The organism is Verrucomicrobiia bacterium, assembly GCA_019634635.1.
GTDB lineage: Bacteria > Verrucomicrobiota > Verrucomicrobiia > Limisphaerales > UBA9464 > UBA9464.
The window spans coordinates 178,308-201,827 of sequence record JAHCBB010000007.1 but is presented as its reverse complement, the minus strand read 5'-3'; the positions used below and the strand labels follow the sequence as shown (position 1 = coordinate 201,827).

Genomic DNA, 23,520 nt, shown 5'->3' with positions numbered 1-23,520 from the left:
GGACGGGGCTTGGCAACGGCGCGTTGCTCACGGACCCGATGCCCTGCGCCCGTTCAGTCTTCCAGGCGGATCGCCGCCGACCGGCCATGGGCATCGAGTCCCTCCATGGCGGCGAATTCCCGGACGGCCCTCAGGGCCTTGCGCAATTCCGGACGCCGGTACTCCACCACGCTGGTCCGGCGCTGGAACTGGTCCACGGTCAGTCCGGCAAAGGATCGTCCGGCGCCGCCCGTCGGCAGCGTGTGGCTGGGACCGGCCACATAGTCGCCGAGGACGGTCGGCGAATCCGGCCCGAGGAAGAGGGCCCCGGCGGTGGTGATGCGCTCCGCGATACGGCGCGCCCCGCGCACCATCACTTCGCAATGTTCCGGCGCGAGCCGGTTCACCAGCGCAACTCCGGAATCCAGATCCTTCACCTGGATCAGCCAGCCGTTGGCCTCCAGCGCCTTCGCGATGAACTCGTGACGCGACAGCGAGGGGAGTTGCCGGCGCACCTCGCGGTCCACCGCGCGCAGCAGGCGCCCCGAGGGGGTCACCAGCCACACGCGTTCCTGTCCCGACCCGTGCTCCGCCTGCGCCAGCAGGTCCGCAGCGATGAATCGCGGATCGGCGCCGTCGTCCGCCAGCACCAACACCTCGCTGGGGCCCGGCAGAAGATCCACGGCGACATGGCCGAACAACAACCGCTTCGCGGCAACGACATACGCGTTGCCCGGACCGAAGATCTTCTGCACCCGGCGGACCGTTGAGGTTCCGAACGCCATCGCCGCGATGGCCTGCGCGCCACCGATCCGATGGATCTCCGTGGCCCCGGCGAAGTTCGCGGCATACAGCAGCGCGGCGTTCACCGTGCCGTCGCGTCCGGACGGAGTGCACACCACGATTTCCGGGCATCCGGCGACCCGGGCGAGGGTGATCGTCATGAGGGCCGTGGAGACCAGCGGCGCGGTGCCGCCCGGGATGTAGAGGCCCACCCGGCTGAAGGGATCGAACTTCTCGCCGACTCGGGCTCCGTGCGAATTGGCGGCGGCCCATCCCCGCCGCAGCGAGCGCCGGGCAAAGGCGGCGATGTTGCGATGGGCCTCCGTCACCGCCGCGCGCAGCGGTTTCGTTGCCGCCAGGGACGCGTGCATCAGTTCCGCGGTGGTCACCGCAAACTGGTCCGGGCGCAGCGGCGCGCCATCAAAACGTGCCGTCAGCTCCGTCAACGCCTGATCTCCGGCCGTGCGGACGGCTTCCACGATGGCACGCGTTCGCTCCTCGATTCCGGGATCAAAGAGGCTGGAGGCCGAGGCGCAGGCCTCGATCTGTTCGGCAAACCCCGGGTCGGCATGGCGGACAATGCGCATGGCCGGGCAGGGTAGGGAGGGCGCCCTTGAAGTCAAAGGGACGGGGGCCCCTCAGGCTCCGGCAACGGACCGCAGGTCGTGGTGCAGCGTCGCCGTGGAGGCAATGTCAGCACGGAAACCCGGCGCCCCCACGGCGCCGCTGCCGGCGCCAGTCCGTCCGCGGCTTCGGGGGAACCCGCCGCTGCGGCGACAGGCCCGGAACCGGCCGCGTCGCGCAGGGCGGCCAGCAATTCCGGGGTCAGGTGCAGGCGGCCGGAGACCAGTCCGCGGGCCACAATTCGAATTGGGTTCATGGGAGACTTGGGTTGATGGCTTCCGGCAAATCGTTCGGGAGCGCCCCGGACCGGACCGAGACGCCGGTCGCACCTGCCGCTGCCCCGGCTCCAACACACGAGGCACCCGCAGAAATCCGCCGCCGCTCCCATCAACGACAACCCGAACCGGGAACAGCATCGGAGCGACCGGCGCCAAAATCGGTCACGCACCTGCAGGATTCGACGGCCACCGCGGCCTCCGCAGCCACCCGGCCGCCGAGCACACCGGTGTACCGGAGGGCATCCAGTGCCTCCTCGGTGACCCCGGGGACCCGTCGAAGCCCGTGGGCTTCTTCGGAATCCCTCGAGGGATCCAGCTCGGAATGCGGTCCGGTGTGCATTGTCGGTTTCCTGCAAGAGCGGCGGCGCCTGGGCACATCCACTCTCAACACCAGCAATGGACGCACCCCGGCTTACCGCCCTGTTTCCGCCGGATTACAGATGGGAAAGGGGCGCCCGAAAAATTCCTTCCTCGCCGGGACGCCCCGCCGTTGTATTCCGGGCCGATGGATCCGCTGCTCAAGCTCCTCGCGTCCGATGCCTCCAAGGCCACACCCCGCCTTGCCGCCATGCTTGGCGTCACCGAGGCCGAGATCCGTTCGCGCATCCGTGCGGCGGAACAGGAAGGCCTCATCCTGGGCTACCGCGCCGTGCTGAACGAAGAGAAGCTGGGACGCGACCTCGTCCGCGCCATCATCGAGGTGCGCATCACGCCCGAGCGCGGCGGGGGATTCGACAAGCTCGCCGACCGCATCGCCCGTCACGCGGAGGTTCGCTCCTGTCATCTGATGTCCGGTGGCTACGATCTGCTGGTCGAGGTCGAGGGCGCGTCGCTCCGCGAGGTGGCGACGTTTGTCTCCGAAAAACTGGCCACCGTTCAGGGCGTGCTCTCGACCGCCACCCACTTCGTGCTGCGGGCGTACAAGGAACAGGGCGTGCTCATGGACGCCGCCACCGCCGACGAGCGCCTCGCCGTCACCCCGTGAACACCGGACCGCTCGGTTCAGGCGGCATCCCCGCCGTCTTGACCTTCCCCGGAAGGCGGCGGACGTTGATGCCGAGGTGAACACGGCGAACTCCAGAATTCTTGTGTTGGTGGAGCCCCCCACGGCGTTCATCCGCTGCGTCGGGCGTGCCGGTGCCGAGCGGGCCCGCGATTTCAAGCAACTCGTCGGGCGTCTGGAATCCCAGGGCATCCGTCAGGTGTGCCTCGATCTGACCGAATGCAAGCTGATGGACAGCACCTTCTCCGGCGTCCTGGCTGCCCTCGCCACGGGACCCAACCCGGCCGTGGCCCCGCCCCCCGGTTGTCCCGAGTTTGTCCTCGTCAATCCGAACGAGCGCGTCCGCGACCTGCTCGACAACCTGGGGGTCCTGCCGCGGGTCAACGTGCTGGAAGGCCAGACCTCTGCCGGGCCCACCATGCCCGCGGTCGAATTGGCGCCAGGTTCCCAGAGCCGCGACGAGGTCCGCGACGCCTGCCTTGACGCCCACCGGTTCCTCATGGCGCTGGACCCGCGCAACGTCCCCAAGTTCCAGGAATTGACCCGTGCCCTGGAGGTGGAGAAGGCGGCCGGAGGATGACCACCCGTCGGGGCACCGGCGCCGTCCGCGTGGCCATCTTGCCGGCACCCGGCTTCATAGGTTCGCCCGTGAAGTCGCGGTCCACCCCCCACGCTGCCGCAGGGACGGCTTGCGCGTATCATGGGCGAGGCAAACTCACTCGACCGCCTTCACCTGCGGGATCTTCCAGGTGCCGTCGAGGAGGGATGGCGGGGTCACCTGCGGCCAGTAGAGCCGCAACATAAGGATGAACTGGTCCTTGGGTGCGGGCAGCCAGTTGGAGTCCCAGTCGGCGCCGGGGCTTTCGTTCTGGATGTAAAGGTCCACGGAGCCGTCCGCGTTGGGCTTCAGGTTCTGGCGGGCGCTGATGCTGTAACGGTTGAGCGGATTGTTCACAAAGAAGTAATCCTTGTCGTACATCGTCAACGACCAGAAGCCCTCGGCGGGCGGGAGCTGGCCCTTGGGGAAGTGCATCACGTACTTTTTCGCCCCGGTATAGGACTCGACGACGTTCGGGCCTTCGGACGTGGGATAGACCGCGTCCTGCGGACGATTCGCCCCAAGACCGATGGCGGTGATCAGGGCGCGTTGCAGGTAGTTCACGCCGTACTCGCCGGTCTTGGTCGTGAAGAGCCACCCATGTTCCAGCCGGCTGTCGCCGGCGAGAATCCCCGCCTTCAACCACGCCATGATCTTCTCGTTGGCAATCTTCGGAACCATGGAGAAGGCCTCCTTCGCCAGCGGGTCGAGCCTGCTTCCGTCAAACGGCTGGCCGGGGACGATTCCCAATTTCGCCATCTTCGCGAGGACCGGCCCGTCGTCGGCGGCGGGTGGATTGTCCTTCATCAACCGGGCGAGCAGGTTGAAGTAGTCCCCGGCACTGAGGGCGTTGACCTGTTCCCGCACCGCCGTCTTCATGTCCAGCGAGGGATCCACCGTTCCGGCCGGCGGTGTGTAGGGCCTGCCATAGGCGCTGAGCGGCACCACGGTAATTTCGTCCTGGAGCTTGTGGACGGCGGCATAGTCCTCGGGGGTGCCGGTGCAATAGATGCGGCCGAGCAGCCAGACCATGGCCGTGGGAGACTTGTATTCCGTCACGCCCGGCGGCAACGTGCCCTTCCAGCCCGGCCCGGTGATGGCATGGGTTTGTGCGCCGGTGCCGGTGGTCCGTTTGCCCGGAACCTGGAAGACTTCCGTCCAACCGCTGAGCATCGGGAACAGGTAATAGCGGTCGTTCGCGTCCGGCAGGCTCAACACCCACGGCTCCCGTCCCACGTCAATCCACGCCGTGGTGTATAGGGTGTCTGCGTTCGGAGCAGTCACGTCGCGATAGCTGGCATCCGGATAGTGGCGCATCCGGACGAACTGTCCCATGGGGGCCCGCGAACCCGCGGGCTCGCGGACGTTGGTCATCACGCGACGGGTCACTTCCATCGTCACCAGCGGGTAGCCGTAAACATAGGCTTCCACCCCGTCGTGGACCGCCTCAAAGACGTTCTCCCTGGCTTGAATTGGAGTGAAGCCGGTGATCAGAGCGACACAGGCTGCGAGCGCTTGGTGGAAGCTGCTGCGAGTCAATGGTTTCATAATGTGCGGGGATGTTCTCTTCATGGTTATGGAGGCAAAACCTTCGGGGCTTTCGTTGTTTCTCGGGTGGGGGGCGCACGGGACGCTTCGGTTTGCCTGTTTACCGCGCGACTTGAAGCGCTGGCGGCGCCCAGGTGCCTGCACCGGGCGGCAGGATCGAAGGGGTTTCGGTCCTGGGCCAGTAAAGGCGCATGACGAGATAAATCGGTCCGTCGGGCGCGGGCAGCCAATTGGATTCGTTGTCGGCGCCGGGAGATTTGCTCTGGAGGTACATCGTCAACGAGCCGTCCGGATTCATCTTCATACCGGGCAGCATCGGGGAATTGATGAGGTAGCGGTTGATCGGGTTCTCGATGAGCAGCTGCGTCCTGCCGTCATACATCGTCACGGACCAGAAGGCGTTGACGGGTGGGAACTGGCCGGCGGGGAAGGTGAGGGTGTAGTCGTGCTTGCTGCCGTCGAGCAGTTCGCCATTTGGCAGCGACTTGGTCAGGGGATACATGGCTTCGACGGCGTCATTGCCGTAGATGCCGCCCTTGGCGGCGGCGGCGCGTTTCAACCAGTCGCCGTTGAAGAAGGCGCGGTCGCCAAACAATGAGCCGACTTCCCACCCATTGATGTTCTTCTGCCCCGCGGAGAGGTAACGCTCGACCTTCTCCGCGCCTTCCTTCATGGCCCGCCCGATCGCGGCCTTATGGGCGGCATCAAGGTCTTCAAAATTGAAGGTCTTGCCGGCGCCGATGCCGAGGCGGGCCAGTTGGGCGCGCATCTCCATTTCCTCCGGTCCCGGTGGCGCGAATTGCAGGGCGAAGTCGAGATACGAGAAGAAGTTCGTCTTCGCCATCGCGTCATTGATGGGCGGGAACTCGACGGCCGGCGCGGCGGACGGGGCGGGCCGGTTCAGGTATTGGGAAAGCGGCCGCACCAGGTAGCCGGACTGAACCTTGATCACATTGGGCATGTCCGCCGGGTTGATGAGTTGGGTGCGGTAGGCCGCCAGGGAGAATTGTGTGCCGGACCGGAAGACCTGCTTGATGCCCGGCGGAGTCTCGCCCCTCCAGTCAGGTCCGACGACCAGATAGTCGCCCGGTTCATTGCCCGTGGCACGGCTGCCGATGTAGCCGTAGTTGAAGGTGTTGCCGTCGGTGAGCATCACCGAGTAATACCGGGTTCGTTCCACCGCGGGAACGGACAGCACGATGGGTTCGGCGCGCAGATCAAGCCAGGCGAGGGAATAGGGCGTGTCGCTGTTGGGCGTGATGATGGCCGTATCCTTGTAGGTAAACACCCGCGGCTCGTTGAGGATCTGGTTGAACGGGGCCTTGAACTGGCCGGAATTCCTGTCCACGGAGTATGCATACATCACCGCGTAGTTCATCACGATGGGCAGTCCGTAGATGAAGCCTGCCTCGGCGATGACCTGGGTTTCGGCAAGGCCCGGCGCAGCGCCGGCTGCCGGCTGCGCGTGGGCGTTGCTCCCGGGCAGGTTGCCGGTGATCCCGGACAGGGTGAGCGCTGCGGTCAAGGCCGCGTTTGTGAGTTCCTTGCTGATTGGTTTCATGGTCGAGTCCTGAGTGTTCTTCGAGGAATCAAAGTGGCTTCGGTTCGATGCGGCAGGCCGCCGGTTCATTGTGGGGTTTGGATTCACCGGCGGGAGTTCGTGAGCGGGCAGGGAAGCCCGCAGGGCCGGCGGACTTTTGAATGGCGTCCACCACGAGGCAACCCGGATCGGTCTTTCGGAAGAAGCCGGCACATCCGAATGTCTGGGCCTGCGTCCGGAGTTCTGGGTCCTCCAGGGCGGTGATGAAAATGATAGGGGTGGTGTCGTTGCGTTCCGCCAGGCGGCGGCTGAGTTCAAGTCCGGACATGCCCCCCGGCTGAACATCCAGCAGGAGGCAGTCGAAATGCGGCCGCAGGGCATCATCCAAGAAGGACCCGGCGGAGTGGTAGGTTGCCGGCTGAAGCCCGGCGGCCCGGAGCCGGCGGCTTGAGGAACGGCACAGGCTCGCGTCGTCGTCCACGACGGCGACGTTCATGACCCTTGCGGTCGGTTCCGATCCCTGCACGGAGCAAGCCTTCTATGCGGCCGCAGAGCCGGACTACTGCCCTTTGGGGAAGGTGCTCAAGGGCGGACACCCTGGACGCCCGACGCCGACCCGGCGCTATTGGAATCCCGCGTCCTGCGCAAGTCGCGTCAGCTCCGCCACGGAATGCACGCCGAGCTTGGTCGTGACACGGAATCGGTGGAGTTTGACGGTCCGTTCGTGAATGCCGAGGTCCGAGGCGATCTGCTTGTTGAGGCTCCCGCGCAAGACCCCGCGGAGCACCTCGCACTCGCGGGGGCTCAGCGTTTCAAACCGCCGCCGCAAGGCGTCCCGTCGAGACCGCTCGGCGTGCTCCTGCTCGTTTCGGGCCAGGGCGCGATCCACGGCGCCCAGCAGCTGATCCCTGGGCGCATCCTTGGTGAGGAAATCCTCCGCCCCGCGGCGCATGGCCTGGACGGTGACCGGAATGTCCCCGTGTCCGGTGAGGAACAGAATCGGAAGCGGGCTGCCGTTCTGCCGCAGCGCCTCCTGAAGAGCCATCCCGTCCATGCCCGGCATCCTCAGGTCCGTGATGAGGCAGCCGCGGGTGCCCGGCTGCAGGGACTTCAGAAATTCCTTTGCGGAGGGATGGGTGACCACAGCGTACCCCGAGGCCCTGAGCAGACGTGAGAGCGACCGGAGAAAGGACGCGTCATCGTCAACGAGATGCACGGTGGCGGGCACCAGGTCGTTCGCGGGGTCGTTCTTCACGTTGGGCGGGGTGCGGCTTCCGTGGAGGCGGCCCCCGGCAGGGAGAATGTGAGGCAGGCCCCGATTTCGGAATGGTTTTCCGCCCGAAGGCTGCCGCCGTGCGACTCGATGATCGTGCGGCAGATCATGAGTCCGATGCCCATGCCGACCGGCTTGGTGGAGAAAAATGGCTCGAAGAGTCTTGAAAGATTCCGGGCCGAAATCCCCGGGCCGGAGTCGCGGACGCTCACCTCGACCGTGAACTCTGGAGCGCGACGGACCTCAATGACGAGCGTCCGGCGTTCCGTGGGAACGTCGTTCATTGCGTCCATGCTGTTGAGAACCAGATTCAACAGGAATTGCTGGATCTGGATGCGCTCGCCTCCGGAGCGCGCATCCTCTATTCGGAAGATCTGCAAACCGACCGCACGATTGGTGACCTCCACATCGAGAATCCGTTCGACCCGTGGTTTCCGCGCAAATTGAGGGTGAGCCCTCAATGGACGCACCAGTACGACGGGTCCGGGAACGGGGCGGCTTGCTCCTTGAACGGCTCGCAAAGGATGACTACGGTGGGATTGTGTTCGAGGCCCAAAACCAGCGGTACGGATCCCCTCCCTGGATCCAGATCGCAATTTTGGCCGTCCTTCAGTCGGTGATCCTCCAGGCTCAACTTCCATTCCTCGGAACACCCCTGCCGATTCCGGGACGCATCGAGGCGGAATTCTTCGACTTGGGGGGTGAAGGTGTGGGCTTCCATCGCTCGGGAAGTGACCAGCCCGACGACGACAATGACTTTCCCTACATTTCCTTTCGACCGGACGAGGAGATGACCACCGCGATCTTCGGCCCAACCAATGTGGTCCTGAAGTCCTCCGAGTGGCTCAGTTACGCGGTGCACTGCACCGGGACCGGTTCCTATACCCTCCAGGTGAAGACGTCCGGTCCGCCCGTCTACCTGGTCTTTATTCGGGAGGATCGCTTCCATCCGATCTACGACACGTATCCGGTCCCGGCCACCCTTCATCTGGAGCTGGACGGGCAGGATGTCACCGGGCCGACCGAGGTGCGGGAAAACCTCGTCTTCCCCCGAATTCGGATCACTGAGGGACCGCATCAGCTTCGCCTGGTCATGGACCACGTTGCGGACGCCCGACCGAGGGATGTAGGCTATCACGGTCAGGGGTTCCACCTCTGGCCCCGGAATGCCGTTGCCGTTGACTGGATTCAGCTGGATCCCGCGCCCCTGGCGCTCCGCGAGACCAGGGTCGCTGGCGACTACCACAACGGGTTCCGCGACGGTTTCGGGGAGGACGCGCGATTCGGGGAGGGGGTCTCGCTCGCGGGGCAGCGATCCAGCGGCGAACTGGTCATTCTGGATCCGGCCAATAGCGCAGTCCGCCTTCTCGGGACCGATGTCAGGGTCCAGACCTTGGCCGGATACCCCGGCAACCCGGTCCGGGACGGACCAGGAACCAATGCCGGCTTCGCGAAGATCCGCGACGCAGTGATCACTTCCGAAGACGCAATTGTGCTCGTGGACCAGGAGGAGAACGGCCCCGATCGGATCCGGAGGATTGCCCCCAACGGCGACGTCTCCACCCTCCACTCCGGGCGACCGGTGGTCTCGCTCCAGGATTTCAGTCCCGGCCAGTTCGGATTTGAGACGGTCGAACGTCCGGTACCCCTGAGCCGGGTGCTGCTTTCGGAATCCGGTGACCTTCTGCTGGTGGGTTCCCTGGACGATTTCTGGCTGGACATAGGCCCTGGCCCGATGCACTCGGCAGAATGGTTTCCCTACACGCGGTACGTGTGGTTTCAACTGTCCGGCAACGAACTGACCCTCACCCAATTAAAGGGGCCGCCCCCGCCACCGTCGGAACCGACCGACCTCGGCAACGGCGTCCGTCGGCATCCCGTCAGCGGACGGTTGGTGACCGGGAATGTTCCAGGCTTCTCCACCAACCTGGTCCATTGGTCTTTGGTCGTCGCGCCGATCAGCCGGCTGACGGATGGCACTGCGGGCGGCCTAAGTTCGCTGGCCGTTTTCGCGACGGAAGCATGGATCTCGTTGAATCTCCGCGAGCGTCCCAGAATCGAGTACTTCCGCGCCGTCCTGCTGTCGCGATAAATCCCGGAGGCGTGGCAACCTGCTACCGTGCGGCCGTGAGATCCACGAGCCGCGCAACCGGATCTGGAGACCGAAGGCTTCGTCCGCCCGTTCAGGCACCGGCCGGCTGAAGCCTCGTCACCACAAGTGTGTCCTGCTCCGAGGTGGTGTCCGGGGAGGAATTGCAGCAACCCAATCCCGGCACCCCGTGTCGGATTTCGTCCGTTCCGGGAGTATTGTGCAGTGAGCGTCATGGATGAAGCCACCGACAGGGACTTGCTGGACCGCTATCTCACGGCGGCCGACGAGGACGCCTTTGCAGCGCTCGTGCACCGGCACTGTGACCTGGTCTGGGCCACCGCGTGGCGGGTGCTGGGCGATCCCGGGACCGCCGAGGATGTGACCCAGGCGGTCTTCAGCCTCCTCGCGCGCAAGGCTGGCCGGTTGCCCGCCGGCACCGTGCTCGCGGGCTGGCTCCACCGAAGCGCGTGGCTGGAAGCCCGGAAGCAGGCCCGTAACGCGGCCCGGCGCACCCGACGGGAACAAATGGCCATGAATGAGCTGGACCGTGTTCAGGCCCCGGACGCCTCCCAACTGGACCCCGGGGTCCTTGCGCTGCAACCGCTGCTGGACGCCGCCCTCGAGTCCCTCGGAGAGCAGGACCGGCAGGCCGTCATCCTGCGTTATCTGTCCGGACGCACCCTTGCCGAGGTGGGCACCGTGCTGGGTGCAAGTGACGATGCCGCCCAGAAGCGGGTCCGTCGCGCGATGGACCGCCTGCGCGGCTGGTTTCAGCAACGCGGCATCACGGCTGGAGATGGGACGCTTGCCGCCGCCCTCGCGCTGGCCGGCACCCAGACCGCCCCTCCGGCCCTTGCTGCAGCAGTTGGCGTTGCGGCACTGGCCGGTGCCCCGGCCGCGGCACCATGGCTTTCATCTTTTGTGCTGATGAAATCTCAGATTGCGCTTGGAGCCGTCGCCGCAATTGCGGCAACAACCTTTTGGTGGCAGCAGGCCCGGTGGAACCGGCTCACGCACGATTACGAGGGCCTCCGCGACCGCCTGATGGCCGCCGAGGCCGCCGCGCCGGTGTCGAACGTTCCGCGGCCCGGGGATGACGACCGCCGGCGAGAGGAGCAGGCGGAATTGCTGCGCCTGCGCGGTGAGGTGGCGCAACTTCGCAGGACACAGGCGGAACGTGACCGTCAGGCTGCCGTTCCCGCTGAGGAACGCGCGAGGCGCGCTGAAGCCCTCGCCGAGGGGCTCTTGGAGGAGGTGAAATTTCGCCAGTTTCGCGAGCAAACGATCGAGATGGGAAAACGGATGGGCCTGGCAGCGAGAATCTACGCCTCGGACCACGGCGACCAATTGCCGATCAACCCGGAGGAATGGCAGCAAGCCCTGACCGTCGCGGGCGTGGATGGAGTCCCCGGGGGGTCCGGAGACCCCATGGCGGACGCCTTTGAAGTGTATGGTCATCCTCGCGCCCCGCGCCCTGACGAACCCACCCTGATCCTACTCCGCGAGCGCACGGCACGACGCATTCCGAAATCGATCCTGAAAGAGGAGGATCTGCCACCGATCCGTCCGTTTGCCATTCCGCTCCGAGAGGGCTGGGAACGCATCTACGTCCTCGCGGATGGCTCCGTCCAGACCATCAGCAGCACCGATGGGAGCTTTCGTGAATTCGAATCCGAAGGCACCGCAATCCCGGATCCCTAAATCCGGTCCGGCCCGGGTTCAACCGATGCGCCAGAGTTGCCGGAGCGGGCGGGTCAGCGCCGGTCCACGTGGCCGCGGTCCACGGGCTCGACATGCGCGAGCTTCTGCGGGTCCCTGGGACTGCTCAGCACGCGCCAGAGGCACCAGACGAACAGGAGGGTCACGAAGCCGACCGAGAGGGTGAGATTGATCCAGCCGCCGGGGGTCATGTCAGTCGTTCTCCAGTTCCTTGATCTCCTGCTTCGCCCAGGTCTTGCCGGCGATGTTCACCAGCAGGAGCGAAAAGAGGGTCATGATGATGATGAGCCCGACGCTGAGGCGGGCGACCTGGTTGGGGGGGTCGCCGAAGAGGTCCTTCACGTAGCCGGTGGGATCGAACGCCGGGGTGCTGAACGAGAAGTTCCAGCCGAAGACGTTTTTGAGGATGAAGAGCCCGAAGATCGTGACGAGGTAGACCGGGGTGACGTACTTGATGATGAACTTGAAGATCTCCGGGATGCGCATTTCCGCCCCCTCGTGCGCGATCTCCCAGCCCTTCTTCACGCCGACGACCCAGCCGAAGATGATGATGAGCAGGGTGGCCTGCACGAAAAGCATCACGGTGCCGACCCAGAAATCCAGCGTATCGAGCGCCTTCAGGTTTGCGGAGAAGTACCACACGAACAAGGTGCCAAAGGCGGTGACCAGCCCGAGGATGGCGACCGAGGCGCGGCGGTTGAGGCCGACGCCCTCCTCGAGAAAGGCAATGCCCGGCTGCAGCATCGAGAGTGAGCTGGTGATGGCGGCGAGGAAGAGGAGCAGGAAGAAGATCGAGGCGAACACCTGGCCTGCCGGCATGCGTGCGAACACTTCGGGCAGGACGGTAAAACCCAGGCCGAAGGTGCCCTGGCCGACGATGCCGGCAGCGCCGAGGAACATGAACGCGGCCGGCACGGTGATGAGACCGCCAAGGCCGACCTCGCAGAACTCGTTCGTGGCCGATGCGGTCAGGCCGGACAGCACGACGTCGTCCCGCCGCCGCAGATAGCTCGCGTAGGTGATGATGACGCCGAAACCGACGGAGAGGCTGAAGAAGATCTGTCCGGCGGCGGCGAGCCAAAGCTGCGGATTTTTCAGACCGCCGGCGATGTCGCCCGGATTCCACATGTAGCCGAGGCCGTTGAGCACGTTCTGGTCGGGCTTGGCCGGGTCGGGTGTGCCGAGCGTGAGCACGCGCGCCAGCGTGACCAGTGCGATGGCAATGAGCGCCGGCATGGCAAACTTGCAGACGATTTCGATGCCGCGGTTGATGCCCCGGTAGATGAAGAAGAAATTCAGCAGGTAAACCAGGACGAGGAAGAGGCCGACATCGCCGTAGCCGAAGTGCAGCGCGACGCCGTCGGCGGTCGCCCCCGTGAAACGTCCGAAGAAATCGCCGTAGTTCATGCCCGGCCCGCCGAGGCGTCCGGTGAGGGCGTTCGCGGCATAGCCGAGGCACCACGCCTCGACGTAGACGTAGTACATGTAGATCGTCACCGGCACGACAAAGCCGATCGCGCCGAGGTATTTGCCCACGGGATTGCGAAGCAATGCGTGAAAGATGCCCGGCGTGGAGTGGAAACCGAACCGGCCGCCGTAGCGGCCGAGCGTCCATTCGGTCCAGCAGATGGGGATGCCGACAATCAGCAGCGAGACAAAGTAGGCGACCATGAAGGCGCCGCCGCCGTACTGGGCGGCCTGTCCGGGAAAGCGGAGAAAATTGCCCAGGCCCACGGCGCTGCCAGCCACCGCCAGAATCACGCCCAGGCGGGAACTCCACACTTCTTTCGGGGGGGTGCAGGCCATCAACGCGCCGATGAAACGGGAACGGCCGCCGCGTGCAAACCCCAAGTTGCCGCGGTCACCGGATGGCGCCGTTCCATGAAGGCAGGGACCGGCTGGGGCGGCTGGAGATGCCGTCTCCCGGACTTTTGGGGGGAGGGGCGACGGCGGCGCTTGACCCCCGGACGAACGCCGGGTTGGCTGACGATCCATGGGGAGCATCCTTTCCTCGGCTCGTGGCGTCGTCGCGCGCCATTCCGGACTCCGGGCATTCACCCTGATCGAATTGCTGGTGGTGATCGCGATCATCGCCATCCTTGCCGGCATGCTGCTGCCGGCGTTGTCGCGAGCCAGGGCGAAGGCGCAGGCGATCAAGTGTGTCAGCAACGAGAAGCAGATCGTCCTCGGCTATCTGCTGTACGCGGGTGACCAGTCCGATTACCTGCCCGTGGCCGGCACGGAGGTCCCCCGCGGCTCCGGCTGGGTGGCTCCGAGCCGCTGGTTTCAGGAGATTTCCCCATATATTTCGAGTCCGGAAACGGGCTCCGGCGGGTTCACGAATCTCGTCGCCCGCAATAAGGTGGTGGCCTGTCCCACCGCACGGCTGGGGACCAACGTGATCCCGGCGAATGTGCCGGGACACGAGGGATACGGCGGGTACGGGCACAACTACACCTACCTCGGATACACCCAGGTGGATCACGTCAAGGCCAGCAGCATCACCAAGCCCGCGGAAACCTGCATGAACGGGGACGGACTCGATCCCAACCGGGAGTTGTCCTGGTGGAACTACGGCTACCTATATCCCCCCAGTCTCCGGATTCCCGTCTTTCGATACGTCCGACACGGCACGGGTGGCAACTACGGCTGGGCCGACGGGCATGTGTCCTTCGTTTCGTGGAAGGTGATGTCGGCGGGCCAGAACGGGAAACTGGACTGGTACTATCAGCCGAAGCCCTGAGGGATTTCGAGGCCGGTGCCGGCCGGATGGTACGCGACGGAGCGGCGCCGGCCGCTGATCGTGGAGGGCGCGCCGGGAGGATCCCGACGCCCGATGCAAAGACCCCGGGAAACAACCCGGGCCGCCGGGTTCCGTGCCCGCGCGAGACAATCCGCCGGCAGGACGACGGGCCCTCGAGCCCTGCCTGCCGGCGGTGCTGCGGTTCGTAACCGGGATACCGCCGGAGCGTTCAGCGCACAACCCGGTAGCCACGGAAGCCATCCAGCGGCACCACGGTGTACGTGTTGCCCGGCGGCGCCGGGGTGACCGGCCTCCAGGCCGTCGGCGTGCCGAGGGCATCCGTCTCCTCCAGGACCCCCTCGCCGGTCCATGTGATCACGACGTTTTCCCCCTGGAGCGTCGCGGTGACCTGGGGTGGCGCGGAGGTGTCCTCGCCGCCGAGGACCCGCGCGTTGTCAAACACCCCGCGCACGACGTTTCCGGTTTCGTCGGCATAGGCACCAAATCCGAAGGACAATCCGGTGCTGAATGGGAACGGAACCTCGGCGCCGAAGAGGTCGTTGAGGTAGAGCTTCACGCTCGCGCCGTTGGCCACCAGCTTCATCCGGTGGTTGCCACGATTGTCAAACTGGCCGCCATCGAAGGCTGCGATGTTCACGCCGGCGCCGGTCGCATCATCATCCGCCCCTCCGGTCACCTTGTTGTACCGCCACCCGAAATTGCGCCCGTCATGGGCGAGGTAATCGGAGAAGAACACGAAATTCCCGACGGCGTCGCGAATCCAGGCGCCGGTGCGTTGCTCGGCGCCCGTGCCGGTCACGAGATCAAAGCCGACCGATACCCGGTCAATCTCGAAGGTCACCGGCGTGGTCACCGCCGCGTCATACGTGGCCACAGTGTACAGCGCCAGCCCCGGCCACAGGGAGGACTCCACGGTCACCGTGATCCGGGCGGCACCGCCGGACACCGTCACGGCCGACGCCGTCGCGTCGAAGGTTCCAAAGTCGAACGGCGTTTCGTCCTGACGCCACTTCGTTGTGTCCACCTCGGATCCGCTGAAGTCATCCGACAACAACACCAGCGGGAGGGCCACCACGTCCACTGACAGCGACCCGGTCACACACGATGCCGGGCTGGTGACGATGTCGAACACCGTGGCGCCTTTACCGACCGGCGTGATGCCGAAGGACTGGCGGTTGGGGGCTCCCGCCGGAAAGTTCAGGGTGAGCGACCCCCCCGTGGCGCCCGCGGGGACCGCGACGGCCGGGTTCCTGCTGGTGATCGTCACCGTCACCGGTGCCTGGTCATTCAGGAGCTGCGGCACGGTCACGACCCCCTGGCGTCCGCTGTCCCCCAAGGTCATCGAAACCGCCCCGGGCGACAGATCCGTGCAGGGGAGCACATACCCGACTTGAAGGTTGTCGAACACGCCGGTGACGGTGTCGCCCTCGGCCCGTGCATACACTCCCAGTTCCACGTGCAGTCCGGTGGTCGCCTCGAGAGCGAACCGGCCCCCGGAGACGCCGTTGAGGAAGACCTCCACCGTGCGGCCGTCCGCGACCAGCTTCATCCGGTGGTTGCCCCCGTCGAAGTCCAGATCGTCGAAGACCGCGAGGTTCACGCCGCCGCCGGTGTCGCCCTGGTTCACCTGCCAGCCGTTTTCGCCAATGTTGTGGCCGAAGAAGAGATAGCGCGACCGGTCGCCTGTCGTCAGGAAGATCCCTGAGCGTGCGGCGGTGCCGAAATAGTCGAGGCTGACCCGGTCCGCCTCCACCACGAGGTTCAGGTCCCGCGTCGCGGTGAACGTCCCCACAGATTTCACGGAGGCGCCGGACCAGAAGTCCGTCTCTGCGGTCCCGTCAATGTAGAGGGCGCCCGCGGACTGGGTCACGGTGTAGGTACCGGTGCCCGCCTCAAATCCCCGGTTCGACACCTGCCATCGGGCTGGATCGAGCGCCGGCCCGTTGAAGTTGTCCTCCAGGGCAACCCCGGGGCCGGAGAGGACCGCGACGGACAACCGGTTGCCGCCCGCGATGTCCCCTTGCAGCGAGAACTGGGCGCCGCCCACCGCGGTTCCCCGGATTCGGAACGTCCGTGTGTTCGCCCCGCCCGCCGGGAACGTCAGGCTCAAGGTGCCGCCCGTCCCGCCCTCGGGCACCGCGATGGCCGGGTCGCTGCTCACCACCTGCACCTGGACCGCCCGCTGCGAATTCAGGCCCTGGGGAATGCGTACCGTGATTTCCGGACTCGCCGTACCCACCCGGACCCCGACTTCCGACTGGCCGAAGGTGGCGGACCCGGTGGACTCGATCAGCAGATTGTCCCATGTGGTGTCTGCGGTGTCCCCGTTGGCCCGCGCGAAGGCTCCGAACTGGAAAATGACCGGCGAGAAGGGGAACCGGACGGTCGGTCCGGGAATGTCGTCAAGGAACAGCCGGACCGTTTGCCCGTCGGCCACCATCTTCATCCGGTGCAGTCCGCCATCATCGAACTGCTCGCCGTTGTACGCCGCGATGTCGGTTCCGCTGCCGGTGGGCACATCGCCGTCCTCACCGATCTTGCGGTTGAATCGCCACCCACCCTCGCCGCGGACGTCGGCGAACAACACGTAGTAGGTCATGCTCGCATCCATGATCCACAGGGCGCTTCGCGACGCCGAGCCAACCCCCGCCTCGGCCACGCGGTCAATGGACAGGGTCACCGTCTCGGTCTCCGAGGGAGCAAAGGTCGGGACGATGCGCAGGGTGCCCCCCGACCACCATTGCTGGGTGGTCTCTCCGACGAAGCGGATCACCCCGTCACCGGCGACAGCCTCAATGGTGCCGACGCCGCCTTCAAAGAAGGGCGAATCGGGAACGTACTTCGCCGGATCAATCGTGTTGGATGAGAAGTCATCCTCGAACAGGGGTGGCACCGCGGCGGTCGCCACGGTTTCGATCTTGAGGTTGTCCCATGTGGTGTCTGCCGTGTCCCCGTTGGCGCGCGCATAGGCCCCCAGGTGGACCACAATCTTCGAGAAGGGGAATTTCACCTCGGCGCCCAGGATGCCGTCCAGGTACAGCTTGACCGTCCGTCCGTCGGCGATCACCCCCATCCGGTGCAGGCCGCCATCATCAAAATCGCCGCCATTGAAGGCCCCAATGTCGGTCCCGCTGCCGGTGGGCACGTCGCCGTCCTCACCAATCTTGCGGTTGTAGCGCCAGCCGCCCTCGCCGCGGACGTCCGCAAACAGGACGTATTGCGTCTGGGTCTCGTCGAGGATCCAGAGGGCGCTCCGGGAGGCCGAGCCCACGCCCAGCTCGGCGACGCGGTCCACGGTGACCACGACCGGTGCCGCTTCGGTTGCCGTGAATGTGGGCACCACCCGCAGGGTCCCGCCCGACCACCACTGCTGGGTCGTTTCCCCGGTGAACCGCAGCGTCCCGTCGCTGATCTGTCCCTGAATTGTCCCCACGCCGCCCTCGAAGAACGGGGAATCGGGTTGAAATTTCGCCGGGTCCACCGCGCTCCCTGAGAAGTCATCCGAGAAGACCACCGCCATGGCCGGACTCGTTTCAATCCGGAGGTTGTCCCATGTCGTATCCGCGGTGTCGTCGTTTGCCCGGGCATACGCGCCAAATTGGAACACGACCTTGTTGAATGGAAACTTCACCTCGGCGCCCAACACCCCGTCCAGGTAGAGCTTCGCGGTGGCGCCATCGGCCACAATGCTCATGCGATGCAGCGCGCCGTCGTCGTAGTTGCCCCCATTGAACGGCCCGATGTCAGTCCCGCTCCCTGTGGGCACATCACCGTCCTCGCCGATCTTGCGATTATACCGCCAGCCCCCCTCGCCGCGAACGTCGGCAAACAGGACGTAATGCGTCTTGGTCTCATCGAGAATCCACAGGGCGCTCCGGGACGCCGAGCCGACGCCGGCCTCCGCCACGCGGTCAATCGAGATTGTCACCGGCGTCGCCTCGGTGGCGGCGTAGACCCCGGCGATCTGCAGGGTGCCTCCCGACCACCATTGCTGCGTCGTCGTCCCCACGAACCGCATCACCCCGTCGCCGGCCTGGGCGCCAATGTCGCCCACGCCGCCCTCAAAAAACGGGGAATCCGGTGTGTACTTCGCAGGGTCAATGCTGTTGGAGGAGAAGTCGTCCTGGAACAGCACCTGGGTCAATTGCTGGGCCTGGAGGGAGGCCGCGAAAACCGTCAGGACAGCCGCAAGGGCCATCGCCTTCGAGTGGAAGTGGTTCATGGCAGAATCAGGGAACGCGTGATGGAATGCGTGGAGCGATCCGGGCGTCAATCCGAAACGGCGACCGGCGTTACTTTATCACATGATGGAACACGCCCGACCTGCGCCGCAAGGGTCCGTCCGGTTACTTTCCGGCTTCGATATCACGACCTCTTTCCATTCCCGGCAATCCTGCCGATACTCGGGTTCCCCTCGATGAGTTCATGAGTCCGCCACCGGCACGCCACCGCCCCGCTTGTCTTCCTTGTCTTCCCGGCCTGATCGCCGCCCTTCTCGCGGTGACTGAGGTCCTGGCGGCGGGACTTGAGTGGACCGATCAGACCGGACACCGCCGCGCGCTGCTCCCAGTGCCGTCCGCAGGGGCCGTCACGCGCGCTGCGGGATTCATGCTCCTCCCGCCCGCCGAAACCGGGATCACCTTCACCAACCGGCTCGGCGAGGAGCGTCCGCTCACCAACCAGGTTTTCCTGAATGGTTCCGGGGTCGCGTGCGGCGACGTCACCGGAGACGGTCTGCCTGATCTATACTTTTGCGGACTCGACGGTCCCAATGCGCTCTATCGCAATCTGGGCCAGGGGCGCTTCGAGGACATCACTGCCGCCGCCGGAGTCGCCTGCGCGGACCAGGCGTCAACGGGTGCGGCCTTCGCCGATCTCGACGGCGACGGACACCTCGACCTGCTCGTGACCGGGCTGTTCCGCGGGGTGCGCCTGTTTCTCAATGAGGGTACGGGACGCTTCCGCGAAGCCACCGCCGGCTCCGGGCTGGAGTCCGCGGCGGCTTCGACATCGCTGGCGCTCGCCGATGTGGACGGCGACGGGCTCCTGGACCTCTACGTGGTCAACTACCGGAACGACACGTTGCGGGATCTTCCGGGGACCTCGTTCACCTTCGGCGTCACGAACGGGGTTCGCCAGCTCCTGACCGTCAACGGCCGTTCCGCTGCGGCACCGGACCTGGCCGGCCGGTTCACCTTCGATGAGGCCGGTGGCGTTCTGGAAAACGGCGAACCGGACACCCTGTTTCGGAATCTGGGCCAGGCCCGGTTTGAGGCCATCCCGTGGACCGGGGGCGCCTTCCGGGACGAACGGGGGCGTCCGGTCGAGCCCCCGCATGACTGGGGGTTGTCGGCGATGTTTCGGGACCTGAACCGGGATGGCGCACCCGATCTCTACGTGTGCAACGATTTCCAATCCCCGGATCGCATCTGGATCAACGACGGCAACGGCCGCTTTCAGGCCATCGCGCGGTCCGCGATCCGGGAGACCAGCCTGTTTTCAATGGGTGTGGATTTCGCGGACATTGACCGCGACGGCCATGACGACCTGTTTGTCGCCGACATGCTGAGCCGGGAACACGTGCGGCGGCAGGTCCAGGTCATGGCCCCCACCGCCATGCGTCAGAGCCGTCTCGCGGACGGCGCCCGCCCGCAGGTTCCCCGCAACACCCTCTTTCGGAACCGGGGCGACGTCACGTTTGCGGAGATCGCCCGGCTGGCCGGCGTCGAGGCTTCCGACTGGACCTGGAGCGCGATCTTCCTCGACGTGGATCTCGACGGGTTCGAGGACCTGCTCACGTCCACGGGTCATGGACGGGATGCCCAGGATGCCGATGCCGCCCGCGACGTGGAGCGGTTGCTGGAGCAGCGGCGGCTGGGTCCGCGGGACCAGTTGCGCGCCCGCAGCCGCTTTCCCCGTCTCGACACGCCGAACTACGCGTTCCGCAATCGCCGCGATTGGTCCTTTGAGGAAGTGGGCGGCGCATGGGGGTTCGACTCGCGGCGCATCACGCATGGCATGGCGTTGGTGGATCTTGATCAGGACGGCGACCTCGACGTGGTGGCCAACTGCCTCAATGACGCGCCGCTGATTCTGCGCAACGACGCGGCGGCTCCACGCATCGCCGTCCGGCTCAGGGGTTGGCCGCCCAACACCCGCGGGATCGGGGCGCGGATCCATGTCCGGGCTCCGGGGCTCCCCGACCAGTCGCAGGAGATGATCGCCGGCGGGCGCTACCTGTCGTCGGACGAACCGCTCCGGATCTTCGCCGCGCCGCGTTCGGGGGCGGTGGACATCGAGGTGGAATGGCGCAGCGGACGACGCTCCCTGTTATCGGGTGTCCCCACAGGGCACGCCTACGAAATTGACGAACGCGCCGCCGGTCCACTCCTCAAACCGCCCGGGAGCACGGTGCGCCCCTTTTTCGAGGATCGCAGCCGCCTGCTGGGCCACCAGCATGTGGATGAGCCCTTCGACGATTTCGATCGTCAGCCGCTTTTGCCTCACGCTCTGAGTCACGCCGGACCGGCCGTGATGTGGTTTGATTTCAACGGCGACCAATGGGAGGACCTGCTGGTCGGTGCCGGTCGCGGCGGGCGTGTCGCCGTATTTCGCAACGACGGCCAGGGCGGATTCGTTCCCCAGCGATCGGCGCTGCTTCAAACCCCTGCGGAACTCGATTTCGGCGGGTTGCTCGGCTGGCGCACCGGCCCCGACCAGTCGTTGCTGCTTCTGGGCATGGACACCTGGGAGATGGGCTCCCCGGAGGCCGCCCGCCAGGCGACCTCCCTCCGGCAAATCTCCCTGGCGACCGGGCAGGTGGAAGATCTGCCCCTGAGCCATGCGGGATCCACCGGTCCGCTGGCCCTGGGAGATCTCGACCTCGATGGCCATCTCGACCTGTTCGTCGGCGGACGGGCGCTCCCGGGACGCCACCCGGAACCGGTGGCCTCGTCACTCCTGCAGTTTCGCGACGGCCGGTTGACCCCGCATCCCATGGCCGGGTCGGCCTTGGACGAGGTCGGACCCGTCAACGGGGTGGTCATCTCGGATCTCCAGGGCGACGGCCAGCCGCTGCTCGTCCTGGCCACGGCCTGGGGCCCCATCCGCATCTTTCGCCACGTCACCAACGCGCTGGTGCCATGGGATCCACCGGTTCACCCGGCTGCCGAGGCCCCCTTCCTCCGTGCCCCGATCGCGTTGAGCGCCCTGACAGGGTGGTGGAATTCGGTGGCCGCCGGCGATTTTGACGGCGACGGGCGGCTGGACCTCATCGCGGGGAATTGGGGCCGGAACACCTCGCGGCATCCCACCCCGGACCAACCCCTCCGGCTCCACTTCGGCGAAACTGCCGGGACGCCTGGCCTTGCCCTGATCGAGTCCCAACAGGACCCGGCGCTCGGCTACGAGGTGCCGCTCCGGCATCGCGCGCTCCTCGGCGAGTCCTTCCCGTCACTCCTGGAAGCCTACCCCACGTTCACGGCGTTTGCGCGTGCCGGCCTCGACTCGATCCTGGCCTCAGGGCTGCCCGCCCTGAACCAACGGGATTGTGCCACGTTGGATTCGGTCCTCCTGCTCAACCGCGGCGGGTCTTTCGAAATGCGCCCCCTGCCGAAGGAGGCCCAGATCGCGCCGGTGTTCGGAATTGCCGTGGGCGACTTCGATGGGGATGGGCATCTCGACGTCTTCCTGGCCCAGAACTTCGGGCACACCCACCCGGCGGACAGTCCGCACCGGGCGGGCACCGGCACCTGGCTGCGGGGTGATGGCCGGGGCGGCCTCCAGGCCGTCCATCCTGACGCCAGCGGCATCCGCCTCGACGGCGACGGGCGCGGAGCGGCCGCGTGCGATTTCGACCACGATGGGCGTCTGGATCTGGTGATCGGCCAGAACCGCGGCGTCACCGCACTCTACCGCAACGTCCTGGGAGCCCCAGGACTTCGTGTGTTGCTGCGCGGGCCGGCGTCGAATCCACAAGCCATCGGTGCCCAGGTGCGGGCGGCCTACCGCGATGGCACCCTGGGGCCGGTCCACGAAATCCGGTCGGGCGGTGGTTACTGGTCGCAGGAACCACCGACCCTCCTCCTGGCGAGGCCGGAGGCCATCGGGAAAGTCCGCGTCCGCTGGCCCGATGGTACCCGTCAGGACGCCAATCCGCCCGGGGATGGATGGAAGCTCGAACTGACGCATCCCTGATCCGAAAGGAAGCCGGATTGGACGTCCGGTGAGCCGTTCGGCCGCCCCGTTTTTGGTGGGGTCCCGCAGGCGCGGCGGAACTTCCCGTTGACCGGGGGGACGCCGACCGTATGCTGGACGCCACACAGTTACGGCATGCGCCAATTCTTCTTCATTGCCAGCAACAGCTTCCGGGAGCTGATCCGACAGCCCGTGTACCTGCTGCTGATGAGTGCGGCGTCGCTGTTCATCGTGTTCCTCTCGGCCGTGCCGTACTTCGGGTTCGGTGATGATCCCAAGATGGTGGAGGACATGTCGCTGGCGGTGGTGCTTCTGGCAGGATTGCTCATGTCGGTCCTCTGCGCGGCATCCACGGTCGCCCAGGAAATCCGCACCGGCACCGCCCTGACCGTGCTCTCCAAGCCGGTGGGCCGGGGGACCTTTCTCCTGGGCAAGTATGCCGGTCTGGCGGCCGCGCTGGCGCTGTTCACGGGTACGCTGATGATCGCGGTGCTCCTGGCCAGCCGAATGGCCTTCGACGCGTACGGCAGCACCGACGTCTCCTCGCTGCTCATCTACTTTGCCGCAGTCCTCGCCGCCTACGCGATCGGCGGGTTCAGCAATTTCTTTCTCCGCCGGCCGTTCGTGTCCGACGCTGTTTTTGCCTACACGCTGCTCACAGGGGTCGCTCTGGCCTGCGTGGTGAACCTCACGGTGCTCGAACGGTCGTTCGACGGGCCTGCGGTGGTGGACTGGAGACTGGTGCCGGCGGGCGTCCTCGTCTGGTTTGCACTCCTGGTGCTCGCCGCGCTGGCGCTTGCCTGTTCGACGCGGCTGGACGTTGTCCCGACGCTCGCGGTGTGTTCCGCGCTGTTCCTGGTGGGTCTGATGTCGGATTACCTGTTCGGTGGTCCGGCGTCACGCGGGGTGTGGTGGGCCCAGGCGGCCTATGCAGCGGTGCCCAACTGGCAGCAATTCTGGGCAACCGACGCCCTGGAACAGGGGCGAATCATCCCGTGGGGCTACGTCACACGGGCCGCCGGCTACATGGGCGTGTATCTGGTCGGGGCCCTGTCGGTGGCGTTGCTGCTCTTCGAGGATCGGGAGTTGGGCTAGACCCCGTCCTGGGAATCCTTTACCAAGA

At 66.0% G+C, this 23,520-nt stretch carries 18 protein-coding genes; 7 read left to right on the top strand and 11 right to left on the bottom strand.

Annotation, left to right across the window (positions count from 1 at the left end):
* Window positions 1-53 precede the first annotated feature (53 nt).
* The 3 genes from hisD to KF791_07150 form a co-directional block, all read right to left on the bottom strand.
* Entirely contained in the window at window positions 54-1,349 is a 1,296-nt protein-coding gene (gene hisD, locus KF791_07160; GenBank protein MBX3732359.1) for a histidinol dehydrogenase, read from the bottom strand.
* Between the two features lie 32 nt (window positions 1,350-1,381).
* A complete protein-coding gene (locus KF791_07155; GenBank protein ID MBX3732358.1) occupies window positions 1,382-1,642 on the bottom strand; it encodes a hypothetical protein in 261 nt (86 codons plus the stop codon).
* 131 nt (window positions 1,643-1,773) lie between these two features.
* Entirely contained in the window at window positions 1,774-2,004 is a 231-nt protein-coding gene (locus KF791_07150) for a hypothetical protein (protein MBX3732357.1), read from the bottom strand.
* Window positions 2,005-2,169: 165 nt separating this feature from the next.
* Between KF791_07150 and KF791_07145 the strand changes: the two genes are divergently transcribed.
* Window positions 2,170-2,649: an Lrp/AsnC family transcriptional regulator gene (locus KF791_07145; GenBank protein ID MBX3732356.1), complete on the top strand. Its 480-nt coding sequence runs from the start codon at window positions 2,170-2,172 to the stop codon at window positions 2,647-2,649.
* 76 nt (window positions 2,650-2,725) lie between these two features.
* Complete coding sequence (locus KF791_07140; protein ID MBX3732355.1) at window positions 2,726-3,247, top strand: STAS domain-containing protein; 522 nt, start codon at window positions 2,726-2,728, stop codon at window positions 3,245-3,247.
* A gap of 135 nt (window positions 3,248-3,382) precedes the next feature.
* On the opposite strand, the gene KF791_07135 is transcribed toward KF791_07140, so the two are convergent.
* The 5 genes from KF791_07135 to KF791_07115 all read right to left on the bottom strand — a co-directional run bounded on the left by KF791_07135 (window position 3,383) and on the right by KF791_07115 (window position 8,033).
* Window positions 3,383-4,813 (bottom strand): DUF1254 domain-containing protein, encoded by a 1,431-nt coding sequence (locus KF791_07135; protein MBX3732354.1) that lies wholly within the window; start codon window positions 4,811-4,813, stop codon window positions 3,383-3,385.
* Window positions 4,814-4,913: 100 nt separating this feature from the next.
* Window positions 4,914-6,374: a DUF1254 domain-containing protein gene (locus tag KF791_07130; GenBank protein MBX3732353.1), complete on the bottom strand. Its 1,461-nt coding sequence runs from the start codon at window positions 6,372-6,374 to the stop codon at window positions 4,914-4,916.
* Between the two features lie 28 nt (window positions 6,375-6,402).
* Window positions 6,403-6,849 carry a response regulator gene (locus tag KF791_07125; protein MBX3732352.1) on the bottom strand — a complete coding sequence of 149 codons (447 nt, stop codon included), beginning with the start codon at window positions 6,847-6,849 and terminating at the stop codon, window positions 6,403-6,405.
* A 126-nt stretch (window positions 6,850-6,975) separates the two neighbouring features.
* Entirely contained in the window at window positions 6,976-7,584 is a 609-nt protein-coding gene (locus KF791_07120) for a response regulator transcription factor (protein ID MBX3732351.1), read from the bottom strand.
* Between the two features lie 20 nt (window positions 7,585-7,604).
* The gene (locus KF791_07115) at window positions 7,605-8,033 is read right to left on the bottom strand and encodes a hypothetical protein (GenBank protein MBX3732350.1); all 429 of its coding nucleotides are present in this window, start codon (window positions 8,031-8,033) and stop codon (window positions 7,605-7,607) included.
* Between the two features lie 53 nt (window positions 8,034-8,086).
* Here KF791_07115 and KF791_07110 point away from each other — a divergent pair, with 53 nt between their 5' ends.
* Both KF791_07110 and KF791_07105 read left to right on the top strand, forming a co-directional pair.
* Window positions 8,087-9,718 (top strand): hypothetical protein, encoded by a 1,632-nt coding sequence (locus tag KF791_07110; protein ID MBX3732349.1) that lies wholly within the window; start codon window positions 8,087-8,089, stop codon window positions 9,716-9,718.
* Window positions 9,719-9,949: 231 nt separating this feature from the next.
* A complete protein-coding gene (locus KF791_07105) occupies window positions 9,950-11,419 on the top strand; it encodes a sigma-70 family RNA polymerase sigma factor (protein MBX3732348.1) in 1,470 nt (489 codons plus the stop codon).
* A 53-nt stretch (window positions 11,420-11,472) separates the two neighbouring features.
* Here the strand turns inward: KF791_07105 and KF791_07100 are convergent, their stop codons facing one another.
* Entirely contained in the window at window positions 11,473-11,628 is a 156-nt protein-coding gene (locus tag KF791_07100; protein MBX3732347.1) for a hypothetical protein, read from the bottom strand.
* A 1-nt stretch (window position 11,629) separates the two neighbouring features.
* Window positions 11,630-13,243 (bottom strand): sodium-dependent transporter, encoded by a 1,614-nt coding sequence (locus KF791_07095; GenBank protein ID MBX3732346.1) that lies wholly within the window; start codon window positions 13,241-13,243, stop codon window positions 11,630-11,632.
* A gap of 187 nt (window positions 13,244-13,430) precedes the next feature.
* Here KF791_07095 and KF791_07090 point away from each other — a divergent pair, with 187 nt between their 5' ends.
* Window positions 13,431-14,180, top strand: a complete 750-nt coding sequence (locus tag KF791_07090) for a prepilin-type N-terminal cleavage/methylation domain-containing protein (GenBank protein ID MBX3732345.1) — start codon at window positions 13,431-13,433, stop codon at window positions 14,178-14,180.
* A gap of 229 nt (window positions 14,181-14,409) precedes the next feature.
* On the opposite strand, the gene KF791_07085 is transcribed toward KF791_07090, so the two are convergent.
* Window positions 14,410-18,423 carry a hypothetical protein gene (locus tag KF791_07085; GenBank protein ID MBX3732344.1) on the bottom strand — a complete coding sequence of 1,338 codons (4,014 nt, stop codon included), beginning with the start codon at window positions 18,421-18,423 and terminating at the stop codon, window positions 14,410-14,412.
* Window positions 18,424-18,701: 278 nt separating this feature from the next.
* Between KF791_07085 and KF791_07080 the strand changes: the two genes are divergently transcribed.
* Window positions 18,702-22,397 (top strand): VCBS repeat-containing protein, encoded by a 3,696-nt coding sequence (locus KF791_07080; GenBank protein MBX3732343.1) that lies wholly within the window; start codon window positions 18,702-18,704, stop codon window positions 22,395-22,397.
* Between the two features lie 135 nt (window positions 22,398-22,532).
* A complete protein-coding gene (locus KF791_07075; protein ID MBX3732342.1) occupies window positions 22,533-23,492 on the top strand; it encodes a hypothetical protein in 960 nt (319 codons plus the stop codon).
* Window positions 23,493-23,520: the final 28 nt, after the last annotated feature.